Source organism: Methanosarcina sp. Kolksee (assembly GCF_000969945.1).
GTDB lineage: Archaea > Halobacteriota > Methanosarcinia > Methanosarcinales > Methanosarcinaceae > Methanosarcina > Methanosarcina vacuolata.
In genome coordinates this window covers 600263-613973 of sequence record NZ_CP009524.1, presented here as the reverse complement: position 1 = coordinate 613973, position 13711 = coordinate 600263, and the positions used below count along the sequence as shown (strand labels likewise).

The window sequence follows — 13711 nt, the reverse complement described above, 5'->3', positions numbered from 1 at the left end:
GGAACTTTCTGATGAGGTTAGAATCACCTGATAAGATTATCATGATAGAAATTATCCAGATGAGAATGGATTGCTGAGAAGCAGATGGGATAGAATCAAAATAGATTAGAATAAATTAGAATATATCAGAATAAATTAGAAGAAATTAAAATAAGTTAAAATAAGTCATGATAACTCAGAATAGGTTGTAATGACTCAAAATCGACCATAATAACTCAAAATCGATTCTAATAACTTAGAATAGACCATAATAAGTTATGATAACTCAGAATAGGCCATAATAGCATAGAATAGGCCAGATGAATCAAGCCAGGAATTAATTAGAATAGGCTATAATAACTCAGAATAGGTTAGAGTGGATTGAATCAAGCCAGGAATTAATTAGAATAAACCAGAATAAAGCCATGAATAAACCAAAAAACCAGGTATAAAAAGCCCCAATAATAAAACCAGGAATAAAAAAGCCCCAGTTATAACAAAACAGGTTGCTGAATAAGCTCTAGAAGAATCTGCTAAAATAGAAAAGCGGATATTTTCAAAGTCTTTAAAGGCGGAAATCTAACTTTACAGGATTGAGAAAATCAGGCTCTTAAGAAATACTAATCAGTAAGAGAAGAGCATGTAAAGGCTCCTGTTAATTGAAATAATAGCAGATTTTGTTTGATCTGGAAGGGTAGAATTCTTTAAAGAAATGTGTATCTAAAGAATAGGGAATTTAAAAGGCATTCCCGGGGCAATTCTGGAACGTGCTTAACAGGCATTTGAGTATCTGGTATAAACCAGATATATTAAAATAGAATTCTTCTGCAAGAGATGTAGCCTGATTCGTCTCATCGGGGGTGGAGTTCTTCCTGCAGCAGAGCTGGATATGGCTGCTCTAAGGCTAATTCTGTGTTAGATTCGATGCTATGCTGTACCATTCACATCGCAGCTATCATTTTAAGGTCATCACCTGATCCATTTTCTGAGGATTGGGGTTCACAAGGATAAAAAAATAAATAAGAGGTAAAAATATGACTGAAATAGGAATTGTTGCAGTCGGCGGTTACAATGAGATGGGCCGTAACATGACTGCAGTTATTGTAGGCGAAGATATCATCATTCTGGATATGGGGCTTCGTCTCGATAGGGTTCAGATCCATGAGGATGTTGAAATTGATAAAATGCATTCTCTCGAACTTATCGAGATGGGAGCAATTCCTGATGATACTATTATGAAAGAAATCAATGGAACTGTCCGGGCAATTGTCTGTACTCACGGGCACCTTGACCATATAGGTGCAATTCCGAAACTTGCCCACAGGTATAATGCTCCAATCATTTCTACACCGTATACAACGGCCCTTATCAAACAGCAGATCGAGGCCGAACGCAAGTTTGAGGTGTGCAACAGGGTTATTCCGTTGAATGCAGGTGGAACTTACCAGGTTACCGAAGATATTTCCATCGAATTCATCAATGTCCAGCATAGTATAATTGACTGTGTGCTTGCAGCAGTTCACACCCCAATTGGAGCGGTTCTTTACGCCTGCGACTTTAAGCTTGACCGCACTCCGACAATGGGTGAAGCTCCTGATTTTGAGCGTCTTAAAACCCTCGGTAGGGAAGGAGTTGTTGCAATGATTGTAGAGAGCACGAATGCCGGACGTTCGGGGAAAACTCCGTCGGAACAGATCGCAAAGGATATGGTCAGGGACGTGCTGCTTGGAACAGAAGAGTCAGAAGTAGGAATGGTTATTACCACCTTTGCCTCCCACATTCCCAGACTAAAAGCAATTATTGAAGCTGCTGGGGAAATGGGCAGGATTCCTGTCCTCCTGGGGCGTTCAATGGAACGTTATGTAGGAGCTGCTAGAGACCTTGGCTATCTGGAACTGCCTTCCAATGTAGAGATGCACGGCCAGAGAAAGGATGTAGATAGAGCTCTTAAACGCATTATCCAGGACGGAAAGAACAAGTACCTTCCAATCGTCACCGGGCACCAGGGTGAACCAGGTTCCATACTTGTGCGCATTGCAAATGGGGAAACTCCGTATACAATTGAGCCAGGAGATAGGGTTATTTTCTCTGCAAATGTGATCCCGAGCCCAATGACTCAGGCTAACCGCTATGCCCTTGAGACTAAGCTCAAGATGCGGGGCGCCAGGATTTATGACAACGTGCATGTGTCAGGACATGCATATCGGGAAGACCACTGGGAACTCCTGCGTATGGTAAATCCTGAACATGTGATCCCTGCCCATGGGGATATGGAGATGCACGGACACTACATCGAGATGGCGGAAGATGCCGGGTATGTACTTGGAGATACAGTACACCTTCTCAGAAACGGTGAAGTGTTATATATAGAAGAATAACTCTATAGGAAATCATTCCGTACCTCGTGATATTTATGACGTTAGTTGATGAGATCAAAAAAAGAAGTGTCCATGTTGACGCCGCAATTGATGAACTGCTTCCGGTAGCCCATCCAGAGGAGCTATATAAAGCCTCCCGCTACCTGGTAGATTCAGGAGGAAAGCGCCTCCGCCCCGCAGTTCTTATTCTGGCAGCTGAAGCTACAGGCTCTGACCTCAAGTCTGTCTTACCTGCAGCGGTGGCCGTGGAACTTGTACATAATTTCACTCTGATCCATGATGACATAATGGATAAGGATGATATTCGCAGAGGGAGACCTGCAGTCCATATGATATGGGGTGAAGCTGGAGCAATTCTTGCAGGTGATACACTTTATTCCAAAGCCTTTTCGATTCTGTCAAAAGTTCAAAATGAGCCTTCAAGAATTTTAATATGTATGGACGTTCTTTCAAAAACATGTACCGAAATCTGTGAAGGCCAGTGGCTTGACATGGATTTCGAAGAGAGGGAAAAGGTTAGTAAAGCTGAATATATTGAGATGGTGGAAAAAAAGACCTCAGTTCTTTATGCAGCTGCAGCCAAGATCGGGGCTCTTCTTGGAGGAGCTTCTGATGAGATTGCTGAAGCCTTATCCGAGTATGGGCGCCTTATAGGGATCGGGTTCCAGATGTATGACGATGTTCTGGATATGGTCACCCCGGAAGAAGTGCTCGGTAAGGTAAGAGGCAGCGACCTTATGGAAGGGAAACATACCCTTATTGTAATCGACGCTTTCGAAAAAGGTGTGAAACTGGACATTTTCGGAAAAGGGGAAGCTACTCAGGAAGAAACTGACGAAGCCGTCCGGATTTTAACCGAATGCGGATCAATTGATTATGTAAAGGACCTTGCAATTTCATATATCAACGAAGGCAAAGCAAAACTGGACGCTCTGCGGGACTGCCCGGAAAAGGAACTTCTCCTTCAGATTGCTGATTATATGATCTCAAGGAACTACTGAAAGCCGCCCAAACAGCAGAAGGCTTCAGAGAAGGTTGCGGCTAATTGAGGCCGCAATAACTTATATTTTTTATAACTTTTTTATTGACGAGTTCATCCCGAAATCAATTTTACTCTCAAAACCCGTAAAGTTTCAGAATTATTTTCTGTGATCTGAAACTTGATTGGTGATTCGAAATACAGCATCTTGAAAAGCAGTATTAAATTTCGGTTTTAGTTTATTATAGGCATGAAACTTTAAATTAAATTTCCTGATTAGAAAAGAGCTATGATTGACTTGAAATCTTTTACGTCAAACAATTTTTCGGTTGAATTCAATTTTTGAGATGATTTATTTAATATAATTTATGCTATTACTATGTGATGGAGTTTGGGAATAGAGATGGGGTATCATCGAAAAGAAAAGAATTTCCTGGGGGTTGTTGATTCTTCTTCGAATCAATGTGCTTGGGGGAGCATAAATTCGGAGAGACTGTATTGGGGGATACAGTAGATACAGCACCCTGGGCTTCTTCTTGCATTACATATTCAAAAGACACTTTAAAAAAAGGTTGTAAAGGAGAGTTTGTTTATCAAAAAATTTATCTCTTAGTGGATCAGGACCCATTACATAGTCTTTTTTAAAATCTTCATAGCATCTTGATAGCTAATCTTTATACTATATGGAATTTTTATTCAATTTGTATCTGCTCAAAACGCAAGTTATTTATAGGATGAAGAGGAAATAGGAATCCGTGTTCCTGTAAAGAAAAAGGAATAAAACTTAGAATAAAGGAGAATCAGTTAATGAATAAAATGACAGAGAAGAAGCTTTCAAAGCAAATTTCACAAGGATCTTTGTTTGGGAATGGGATGCTTTTAACCTCTGAAGAAATATACAATAGATGTTGGGGCCATTCATACAATACTCATCAAAACTTAACAACAAATTGGAAAAGAGGTACATGTTAAAAATTAGTGGATGAGTAACCTTTAGACAGCCTTCAGAAAATCATCTACGTATAGATAAAAGCCAACCTGAAAATAGCGAAACCACAAAATGGGGTATAAAATGGAATACGAACTCGAAGAAGTAGAAAGAGATTACATCATGTTTAGAAAAGAAATGGGAGAAGAATAAACTCGAAAGAGTAAACTACCTCTCAATAGTCTACCAACATATCAGACAACCTCCAAAAAACAATCTTCATAGAAAACCTCCATAAAAAACCTCCATAAAAACAATCCAAACAAATAATCTGCAAAAATATCTAAAGACTTGCGTGAGTTCGTCACAAAACTTGACAATCGTTCAAAATTCAAGGCTCAGAAAAACAATTTTGAGTTTTGTGATGAACTCAAAACTAAAATAAAAATATAAGGAGTTTTATTCATGAAACATTTAAAAATATGCCCAAAATGCCACGCTAAACTGAAACTGCGCTCAGACGGCGAGATCCAGTACTGTAGTATTTGCAAGTATTGGACAAAAGTAGGTACTGCAAGACTCGATTCAATAATGATTTTTGGATGAGGAATTTACATGAAGCTCGACGTAAAATGACAGCATTAACCCTCAACAAGGGTTACAGCATAATATTTTTTAAGGGAATATTTCTAAGAATAAGGATTGCCAGTAAAGAATTTTTCAGAAATTATAGAAAACGCAGTTAAAATTTCCAAGAAAGGATTTACAAAAAAGAGTAATATGGACAGGACGAATCCTGCCTCTTTTTAAATTAACATTGAAGTAAACTTTTACTTTCTTGACTCAATTGTGCTCTGTGCAGCTACGAGCCTTGCAATCGGAACTCTGTAAGGAGAGCAGCTTACATAGTTAAGGCCTATTTCATGGGCGAAGTGAATAGATCTTGGCTCTCCGCCATGTTCTCCGCAGATACCCATTTTGAGATCGGGTTTGACTGAGCGGCCTTTTGATATACCGATTTTCATGATCTCGCCAACGCCTTCCTGGTCCAGGACTGCAAACGGATCGTGCTCAAGAATTCCTGCTTTCTGGTAGATAGGCACGAATTTGGACACATCATCACGGCTGAACCCGAAGGTTGTCTGAGTCAGGTCATTTGTCCCGAAGGAGAAGAAATCGGCTTCCTGGGCAATCTGGTCTGCGACAATTGCGGCTCTGGGCAGTTCGATCATTGTTCCTACTTTGTAATCGATCTTTACGCCTTTCTCAGCCATGACTGTCTCTGCCATCTTGCAGACTTCTTCCCTGGTAATGGAAAGCTCTTTTACAAGACCCACGAGCGGAATCATGATTTCAGGAACGATCTGCATACCCTCGTTTGTAAGTTCACAGGCTGCTTCCATGATTGCACGGACCTGCATATCATAGATTTCCGGATAGGTTATTCCGAGCCTGCATCCCCTGTGGCCAAGCATAGGGTTGAGTTCTTTGAGGGAAACAACACGCTTGATGACCTTCTTTACCTCATCGATCTTTCCGCAGTCTCCTGAAACTTCGAGCTCCCTGAGCTTTGCATCGAGCTCTTCCTTGTCAGGAAGGAACTCATGGAGAGGTGGATCAAGCAGCCTGATAGTAACAGGCAGGCCTTCCATGCTGCGGAAGATTCCAAGGAAGTCTTCCTTCTGCATAGGAAGTAATTTTTTGAGGGCTTTCTTCCTGGACTTTTCGTCTTCGGCCATGATCATTTCCCTTACTGCAGGAATCCTGTCTTCCCCGAAGAACATATGTTCAGTTCTGCAAAGTCCTATTCCCTCAGCCCCAAGTTCACGGGCAAGGCCTGCATCTGCCGGATTGTCTGCGTTTGTTCTCACTCCGAGAGTCCTGATATCGTCAGCCCAGAGAAGAATCTTCTTCAGATCATCACTAATTTCAGCATCGATCAGCTCGACTTTCCCGATGATTACACTGCCTGTACTTCCATCAATGGTAACATAGTCATGTTCCTTGATAGTGTGACCATTTACCATGAAGAGGCCGCTCTTTATATCAATGGAGATATCTCCGCAACCTACAACACAGGGCTTACCCATGCCTCTTCCAACGACTGCTGCATGAGAGGTCATTCCACCGCGCACTGTAAGGACACCCTGGGCAGCTGCCATTCCTCCGATATCTTCAGGGGAAGTTTCGGTCCGGACGAGAATTGTCTTTTCTCCTTTCTCAGCCATTTCCTCGGCTGCTTCGGCAGTAAATACAACTTTCCCGACAGCAGCTCCGGGTGATGCAGGAAGTCCCTTTGCGATTACTTCCAGTTTTGCATTGGGGTCAATTCTGGGGTGAAGGAGCAGGTCGATGTGTTCGGCTTTAACCCTTGTGACTGCGGTTTCCTTATCAATCAGCCCTTCTGCTACCATGTCAGTTGCTAACTTTACGGCGGAGGCAGCTGTACGTTTCCCAGTCCTGGTCTGCAGCATGTAGAGTTTTCCTTCCTGGATAGTAAACTCTATATCCTGCATGTCTTTGAAGTGGTCTTCGAGCTTCCCACAGATATCAACAAGCTGATTGTAGGCTTCAGGGATCTTATTCCCAAGAGTATCAATAAAGTCTGGAGTTCGGATGCCTGCAACAACATCTTCGCCCTGTGCGTTGATAAGATACTCTCCGAAGAACTTCTTTTCTCCTGTAGACGGGTTTCTTGTAAAAGCAACTCCTGTGCCTGAGGTATTGCCTCTGTTCCCGTAAACCATGGTCTGTACATTGACCGCTGTGCCCCAGCTGTCATCGATTTCGTTAAGCTTTCTGTAAGTGATAGCCCTTGGATTGTTCCAGGAATCAAAAACAGCATCAATTGCCATCTGGAGCTGGACTTTTGGATCCTGGGGGAAATCAAATCCTTTTTCGAGTTTAATTACTCCCTTGAACCTTTCAGCCAAATCTTTCAGTGCTTTTGCATCGAGATCGGTGTCAGATTCGACTTTAAGTTCTTTTTTCTTGTCCTCAATAAGAGACTCGAACTTGTCGAAGTCAATTCCCAGAACTACATCTCCAAACATGGAGATAAATCTGCGGTAACAGTCGTAAGCGAACCTTTCGTCATTGACCTTATTTGCGAGTCCAAAAACAGATTTGTCCGTGAGCCCAAGATTAAGAACGGTATCCATCATCCCCGGCATGGACACCCTGGCACCGGACCTTACAGAAACAAGCAGTGGATCTTCTGGGTCCCCCAGCTTTTTGTTGTTTAAGGTCTCGAGCTTATCGATCGCTTCTTCAACCTGCTTGAGTACTTCTTCAGAATATTTTTTACCTTTCAGATAAAGTACACAAACTTCGGTTGTTATCGTAAAACCTGGTGGTACGGGAATTCCGAGGTTTGCCATTTCGGCCAGGCCTGCGCCCTTACCTCCAAGTAAGTCTCTCATGCTAGCTTTGCCATCAGTTACATCCTTTCCAAAAAAATATACGAACTTGGACAATGAGTCTCCTCCTTAGAATGAGATCATTAATCGGAGTTAGTTGACTATAATGACCATAATTATGGTCTGATTGCTGCCAACAATGTCCATTTAATATATAAGGTTGTGGTTTCCTTCTCCTAGTTATTATATTCTACTATATTAAATTAGTTGAAACCAACATATAATATAGTTCTTGCGATATCTTTATATATAATGAACATAGACTACATATGCTTTTCAGTTTACAATATGTAGCTGTATTTATGGCTGACAGAAAAACATGCTCAAAGCCAGGAGATTTTTGCCCTGAGCTGGAGAAAATAGCTATTAACTATTCGTGGCTGATATGAAACGACTCGGTAAAGTGCTGCACAGAACAGGTGTTAAAAACCTGATAATTAGAGGGGATGAGGTAAAACCCGAGAATGTCTCAGATGGTTTTCCTAAATTGAATTCGGTCGTTGTAGATAAGGCCCTGAATCGGATTGGTACGATCGTAAGTGTTTTCGGACCTGTAGGTCATCCATATTTTTTAGTGAAGGGTTTTAAACGAACTCCGGATTCAGAATTTCGAGCTCTTATTAATGAAAGAGTCTATATTCGGTGAAAGCTCTGACATGAATATGCACTTGAATTCTATATTATGGTTAAACATTAACTAGATTATATATTTTTTGCTAGTTACAGCCGTGATTTTTCTTATCCTGCCTTTTAGATATCTACTGTAATTTCAGTGGTGCAGCCAAAAATACCGGAAATACACACATATGATTGTTTTAGTTTGTAAGGTGATATGATATGGTAGAAGTCGAAAGAGTTCGCTATTCGGACACTCTTGAAAGAGAAAAAATACGTGCCATGATCAAAGCTCGCAAAGAGAAGCAAAAGGAGCAAAGTTTTGAGAAAGAAAAGGCCGTGTGTCCAGAATGCGGCAGCAGAAACCTCGTCCACGACTATGAGCGAGCCGAACTCGTGTGTGGGGACTGCGGACTTGTCATTGATGCCGATTTTGTGGATGAAGGCCCAGAATGGCGAGCTTTCGATCATGATCAACGTATGAAGCGTTCCCGTGTGGGTGCGCCCATGACATACACAATCCACGACAAAGGGCTCTCCACAATGATTGACTGGAGGAACCGCGACTCCTATGGAAAGTCAATCTCTTCCAAAAATCGTGCTCAGCTCTATCGTTTAAGAAAATGGCAGCGTAGAATCCGTGTAAGTAACGCAACTGAAAGAAACCTTGCATTTGCACTATCTGAACTGGACAGAATGGCTTCTGCTCTCGGTCTTCCGAGAACTGTGCGGGAAACCGCAGCTGTCGTCTACAGAAAAGCTGTGGACAAGAACCTTATCCGTGGAAGGAGCATTGAAGGTGTTGCTGCAGCCGCTCTTTATGCTGCTTGCCGCCAGTGCAGTGTCCCAAGGACTCTTGATGAAATCGAAGAGGTGTCCAGGGTCAGCCGGAAAGAAATCGGAAGAACCTACCGCTTTATTTCCAGAGAACTCGCACTGAAGCTCATGCCCACATCTCCTATCGACTACGTCCCAAGGTTCTGTTCAGGTCTTAACCTTAAAGGAGAAGTCCAGTCCAAGAGCGTTGAGATCCTGAGGCAGGCTTCCGAAAAGGAACTCACAAGCGGGAGGGGTCCCACAGGAGTTGCTGCCGCTGCAATTTATATTGCGTCCATTCTCTGTGGTGAGCGGAGAACTCAGCGGGAAGTTGCGGATGTAGCCGGGGTTACAGAAGTTACTATCCGAAACAGATACAAAGAGCTTGCAGAAGAACTGGATATAGAGATTATTCTCTAAAATTTTCCTTATTTTTCTTTTGCCAGCAATTTTTCTCTTTTATTTAGAGAAACGCCCTATTTTTTACTGGTTTTGTTTACTCAAGTCATTTATCCGGATCTTTCCGCTTGCGAAGGTTTTATTTTCAAAACGAAATCTTATTAAACGTTAAAATTTTTGATCCATAATGTTAACAATTAAACTTTTTGAAGCTCTTCTTCTAGGTTTCTCTGTAGGGCTTACAGGCGCGCTCGTTCCGGGCCCGATGCTTTTTGCAACTATAGAGATTTCGCTGAAGAAAGGCTGGCTTGCAGGCCCACAGGTAGTATTCGGGCATATGCTCGTGGAGGCTGTGCTCTATGTGCTGATCCTCTTGGGGGCTGCTTCGTTTGTCGACAGTGGTATGATTTCCATAATTTTTCTTATAGGAGGGCTTTCACTTCTGGTATTTGGACTTCTTACCTTAAAGGAAGCACAAGCTACGGATTCTTCGGCTCTGATTTCTCAGGACTCCTCGGGCTTGAAGCTGGTTTCCAACCCTATCTTGATAGGCCTGGTTACTTCAGTTTCGAACCCGTACTTCTGGATCTGGTGGCTGACCGCTGGCGGTGCCCTCGTACTTAAGGAATATGAACTGGGAATTATAATTGCAATGGCTTATATGTTCGGGCACTGGGCTGCAGACATGGGATGGTTTACTGCCATATCCGGCTCATTCGGACGTGGTAAAACTCTTTTCTCCCAAAAAATGCATAGACATATTCTTTATACCTGCGGGGTATTCCTGGTAGTTTTTGGGTTGTACTTTATGCTTAATTACGATCACCCGATTCATATATCCTGAGCACGGGCTATGGATAGCTTAATAACAAAAGGATAACCTTAGGCTTCCAAAAGGCGATTTTCTATGAAACGGCAGTGCATAAAAGTTCCTAAAAAGAAAGGAGAACCTGTAAGAAGAAGGCTCCTTGAGCTTGAAATTCTGGATAATTCCGTAAAAATAAGCGCAGATGAGGTATTTCTTTATCTTCCCCTGACCAGAGTGCCTGCCCCTGGAGAGCTAGAGAGTTTTCCCGAAGAAATTGAGCTTATGGAGTTCGAGTTCAAGCCCCAGGAAAAGAAACCTGTTCCAGAAGACCTGCTTGGTTTCAGCCCTGCTTATGAAGTTATAGGAGACATCGCCCTGCTGGAAGATCCTGAGCTTGACAAGGAGAAAGCCTCAAGAATTGCCGATGCCCTCCTTTTAACCCATTCAAATATAAAAACAGTGCTCAAGCCTCTTACGCCTGTTATCGGGGAATTTCGGGTAAGGGAATTTGAGGTAGTTGCAGGCGAGCCGAGGACCGAAACTATTCACAGGGAATACGGCTGCCGCTACAAAGTCGACCTTTCACGGGCTTATTTTACTCCCCGCCTTTCAACCGAGCGCTCAAGAATTCTTTCCCGGGTTAAGGAAGGGGACACCATTGTTGATATGTTTGCAGGCGTCGGCCCTTACAGCATCCTGATCGCAAAGAGCAAAAAACCTTCAAAAGTCCTGGCAATCGACAAAAATCCGGACGCTGTGCGTTATCTCAGGGAAAATATTATTCTTAACTCCGCGAAAAACATCGAAGCAATAGAAGGCGACGCCCGGAAAGAAGCAAAAAAGTTTGCAGGCACTGCCGACCATGTGATTATGAATTTGCCTCATAGTGCTTTTGAGTTCCTGGACTCCGCAGTTCTACTGGCAAAGCCCGGCGGAATTCTCCATTATTATGGAATAACTCCTGAGGACGAACTATTCGAAAGCTCTATAGAACTCATAAGGGAAGCTGCGGAAAAAGCAGGTAGGAAAATAGAGGTCCTGGAAAAAAGAGTAGTCAGATCGTATGCCCCTCACCAGTATAATATCTGTATAGAAGCCATGATTGTTTAAAGGATGATAGGATTATTTTAAGGGATGGCAGAATTATTAAAGTAATCTAAAACCTTAAAAAGGTGTCCGCGTTATTTAAATAATATCAGGCAGGATTATTCAGATGTTGCAAAGCATTGCAAAAGCAAATAGCTCCGCCCGAGCGAAATAATTAAATTCTTGATCTATATATTAGGTCTGCTTATTCTTTCTATGCAGTTGCCGTCGTGGCTTAGCGGTATAGCGGCTGATTCGTAATCAGCAGGTCGAGGGTTCAAGTCCCCCCGGCGGCTTTTTTTATTTTGTGGTTAAAAAATACTCTGCCTCATTCACAGCATGTACACCCTTGAAATCGTTTGTTTTCGGTTTGATAAGTACATTGCCTGCTGTATTTCTTTTCCCAAAAATACGTAGTATTTACGGAAAAACATGACGAAAATCGAAAAACCAATTCAATACAAAAATTGAGTAAAAGAAAGAGAAAAAAGCACCTGTTTAAGGTGCTTAAGTTTGTGTTTAGAAAGTTATATCTTTGTCAAAATAGATCTGGCCGGAATTTATATCAATGAATTTAATATGGGCTATTTCACCAGCTTTAACGGTAATATTTGCAGGAGTACCACTATCAGGGATATCCTTAAATGAGAATTTCTTAATATCACCAATATTAAGGGTATCAGTGCTACTACTATCAAGATTATAAGCTGTATACTGTTCGGATTGACCATCATTGAGGGATATGAGAATTTTTGTCGATGTTTCATCCAGATTAATCGTATCTCCACCAAGATGCTCTAATTTTACAACTGCTACATCGGTACCACTAGAAGAATAGGTACCGTATGGTTTAATATTAAGGTTCGCCTGCGGTGCAGCTTGAGCAGCTCCATGACTGAATACAGAAGATCCGATTGCGGCGGCGAGGATGACGGTTATTGCAACCATCAAAATGACACCGATAACCGGGGAAACTGCTTTATCATCTTTTCTAAACAATTTCTTGAAATCCATATGTTCTCCCTCCTGGTTAAACGTATTCAGACAGGAAAGCCCGTCAGATACCTTTAACACCTGAAATATAGAGTTAACAATGCATATTTATTTTATCTGTTTATGGTTTTACTTTTCATAAATATTTAAACTTTTGCTGAGTGTAATAAAGAGTTATTTGGATCCACCCACCCAATTAGTTCAGCAAGATATCTATTAGCAGTTCTAGTTTAATAAATTTTCTTATACAGTCAAATTAATAAACTATTAAAAACAGTTTAGAAAATTGATAATTAGATTTTTAGAAGGTGATTTTTATCGTGGAGGGGAAAAAGTACAGGGTACTTTGCCAGGACTGTCGGGGTGTTTCAGAAGTATATGGGCAACTGCTCATGATAAGCATAGTCGTTATAGCCTTTTCTACAATAGCCGTGACCGTGTTTTCTGAGGGGGGGGCTGTAAAACCGGAACATATTCCGAATACTGACCTGCGTGAAAAGATTCATGCAAATACATTATATATTACACATAACGGGGGAGAAGCCATTGACAGGTCGGCAATCAAAATAATACTCACCGCTGGGAATAAGAGGAGCGAGTATAGCGGGGTAGGTTTAACAATTAAAAATCCAGAAGGTACTCCGCTAGAATCCAGTGACAAACTCTTCACTCTTGGGGACTATATCGAAATTGAAATCTCAGACGACCTGATGAACGAAAAAGAAATAGAGATGTTCTTTGTAGATACGCCTTCCCAGCAGGTAATCCAGAAAGTAATACTCTCTACAGGCAATTGGAAACCTCCTGAATGGATTACTCCTCACCCTTATGGAAGTATATACGACAACTCCACAGATGAATGGTTGTCTACCGAGTTACTAGACGGGATTGACGGTGAGTTTACGACCTCTAATATTCAAAAAGACCAGTGGATATTTCAACAATATACTTTTGGAATAGATGCAGATGAAATGGGATTTCCATACAAATTAAGCATGGTTCTCTTGAATGTAACCTACCAATCGAAAGACCACAGTTTGCAGAATCTAACACTTAGTATCTCCACTGATGACTCTACCTGGACACAGATAGCTCCACCCCCAAAGGTGGAAGAATATAACAGTATTGATGCATGCTTGGCTGCTAATGTGACATATGATATAACTGACTATGTGAAAACTGCCGACAAGCTTGAAAAGCTCTCAGTTAAATTTTCAGCTATTGGGAATGCAGCCAGTAATAAGTATTCCTGGGTCGACTTTGTGGGAATCCAGGTGAAGTAACACTAACTTAAATCAGGAACTAAAGCCA

The 13711-nt window shown here is 41.7% G+C and carries 10 protein-coding genes and 1 tRNA gene; 9 read left to right on the top strand and 2 right to left on the bottom strand.

The window, feature by feature from the left end; all coding sequences use genetic code 11:
- Nucleotides 1-1013 precede the first annotated feature (1013 nt).
- The 3 genes from MSKOL_RS02705 (at nucleotide 1014) to MSKOL_RS19735 (ending at nucleotide 4308) form a co-directional block, all read left to right on the top strand.
- On the top strand, nucleotides 1014-2357 hold the full coding sequence (locus tag MSKOL_RS02705) for an RNase J family beta-CASP ribonuclease (protein WP_048117794.1): 1344 nt from the start codon (nucleotides 1014-1016) through the stop codon (nucleotides 2355-2357).
- A 35-nt stretch (nucleotides 2358-2392) separates the two neighbouring features.
- A complete protein-coding gene (locus tag MSKOL_RS02700; RefSeq protein ID WP_048153534.1) occupies nucleotides 2393-3358 on the top strand; it encodes a polyprenyl synthetase family protein in 966 nt (321 codons plus the stop codon).
- Between the two features lie 785 nt (nucleotides 3359-4143).
- Entirely contained in the window at nucleotides 4144-4308 is a 165-nt protein-coding gene (locus MSKOL_RS19735) for a hypothetical protein (RefSeq protein WP_156150941.1), read from the top strand.
- Nucleotides 4309-5094: 786 nt separating this feature from the next.
- Here the strand turns inward: MSKOL_RS19735 and ppdK are convergent.
- On the bottom strand, nucleotides 5095-7740 hold the full coding sequence (gene ppdK / locus MSKOL_RS02690) for a pyruvate, phosphate dikinase (protein ID WP_048153530.1): 2646 nt from the start codon (nucleotides 7738-7740) through the stop codon (nucleotides 5095-5097).
- A gap of 328 nt (nucleotides 7741-8068) precedes the next feature.
- Here ppdK and MSKOL_RS02685 point away from each other — a divergent pair, with 328 nt between their 5' ends.
- The 5 genes from MSKOL_RS02685 (at nucleotide 8069) to MSKOL_RS02665 (ending at nucleotide 11703) form a co-directional block, all read left to right on the top strand.
- The gene (locus MSKOL_RS02685; RefSeq protein WP_048153528.1) at nucleotides 8069-8329 is read left to right on the top strand and encodes a Gar1/Naf1 family protein; all 261 of its coding nucleotides are present in this window, start codon (nucleotides 8069-8071) and stop codon (nucleotides 8327-8329) included.
- 191 nt (nucleotides 8330-8520) lie between these two features.
- Nucleotides 8521-9534, top strand: a complete 1014-nt coding sequence (locus MSKOL_RS02680; RefSeq protein WP_011306400.1) for a transcription initiation factor IIB — start codon at nucleotides 8521-8523, stop codon at nucleotides 9532-9534.
- 166 nt (nucleotides 9535-9700) lie between these two features.
- Complete coding sequence (locus tag MSKOL_RS02675) at nucleotides 9701-10357, top strand: LysE family transporter (protein WP_048153525.1); 657 nt, start codon at nucleotides 9701-9703, stop codon at nucleotides 10355-10357.
- Between the two features lie 63 nt (nucleotides 10358-10420).
- Nucleotides 10421-11431 carry a class I SAM-dependent methyltransferase family protein gene (locus tag MSKOL_RS02670; protein ID WP_048153524.1) on the top strand — a complete coding sequence of 337 codons (1011 nt, stop codon included), beginning with the start codon at nucleotides 10421-10423 and terminating at the stop codon, nucleotides 11429-11431.
- A 200-nt stretch (nucleotides 11432-11631) separates the two neighbouring features.
- Nucleotides 11632-11703 (top strand) — tRNA-Thr (locus MSKOL_RS02665).
- Between the two features lie 223 nt (nucleotides 11704-11926).
- Here MSKOL_RS02665 and MSKOL_RS02660 read toward each other — a convergent pair.
- Nucleotides 11927-12421: a type IV pilin gene (locus tag MSKOL_RS02660; protein WP_048153522.1), complete on the bottom strand. Its 495-nt coding sequence runs from the start codon at nucleotides 12419-12421 to the stop codon at nucleotides 11927-11929.
- Between the two features lie 299 nt (nucleotides 12422-12720).
- Here MSKOL_RS02660 and MSKOL_RS02655 point away from each other — a divergent pair, with 299 nt between their 5' ends.
- Nucleotides 12721-13683, top strand: coding sequence for a type IV pilin N-terminal domain-containing protein (locus tag MSKOL_RS02655; RefSeq protein WP_048153520.1), 963 nt, complete (start codon nucleotides 12721-12723; stop codon nucleotides 13681-13683).
- The last annotated feature ends 28 nt before the right edge of the window (nucleotides 13684-13711 follow it).

Bases quoted from the DNA above. Each gene is read 5' to 3' on its own strand.
- MSKOL_RS02670 (WP_048153524.1), top strand. From the start codon at position 10,421: ATGAAACGGCAGTGCATAAAAGTTCCTAAAAAGAAAGGAGAACCTGTA.
- MSKOL_RS19735 (WP_156150941.1), top strand. From the start codon at position 4,144: ATGAATAAAATGACAGAGAAGAAGCTTTCAAAGCAAATTTCACAAGGA.
- MSKOL_RS02660 (WP_048153522.1), bottom strand. From the start codon at position 12,421: ATGGATTTCAAGAAATTGTTTAGAAAAGATGATAAAGCAGTTTCCCCG.
- MSKOL_RS02680 (WP_011306400.1), top strand. From the start codon at position 8,521: ATGGTAGAAGTCGAAAGAGTTCGCTATTCGGACACTCTTGAAAGAGAA.
- MSKOL_RS02700 (WP_048153534.1), top strand. From the start codon at position 2,393: ATGACGTTAGTTGATGAGATCAAAAAAAGAAGTGTCCATGTTGACGCC.
- MSKOL_RS02685 (WP_048153528.1), top strand. From the start codon at position 8,069: ATGAAACGACTCGGTAAAGTGCTGCACAGAACAGGTGTTAAAAACCTG.
- MSKOL_RS02675 (WP_048153525.1), top strand. From the start codon at position 9,701: ATGTTAACAATTAAACTTTTTGAAGCTCTTCTTCTAGGTTTCTCTGTA.
- MSKOL_RS02705 (WP_048117794.1), top strand. From the start codon at position 1,014: ATGACTGAAATAGGAATTGTTGCAGTCGGCGGTTACAATGAGATGGGC.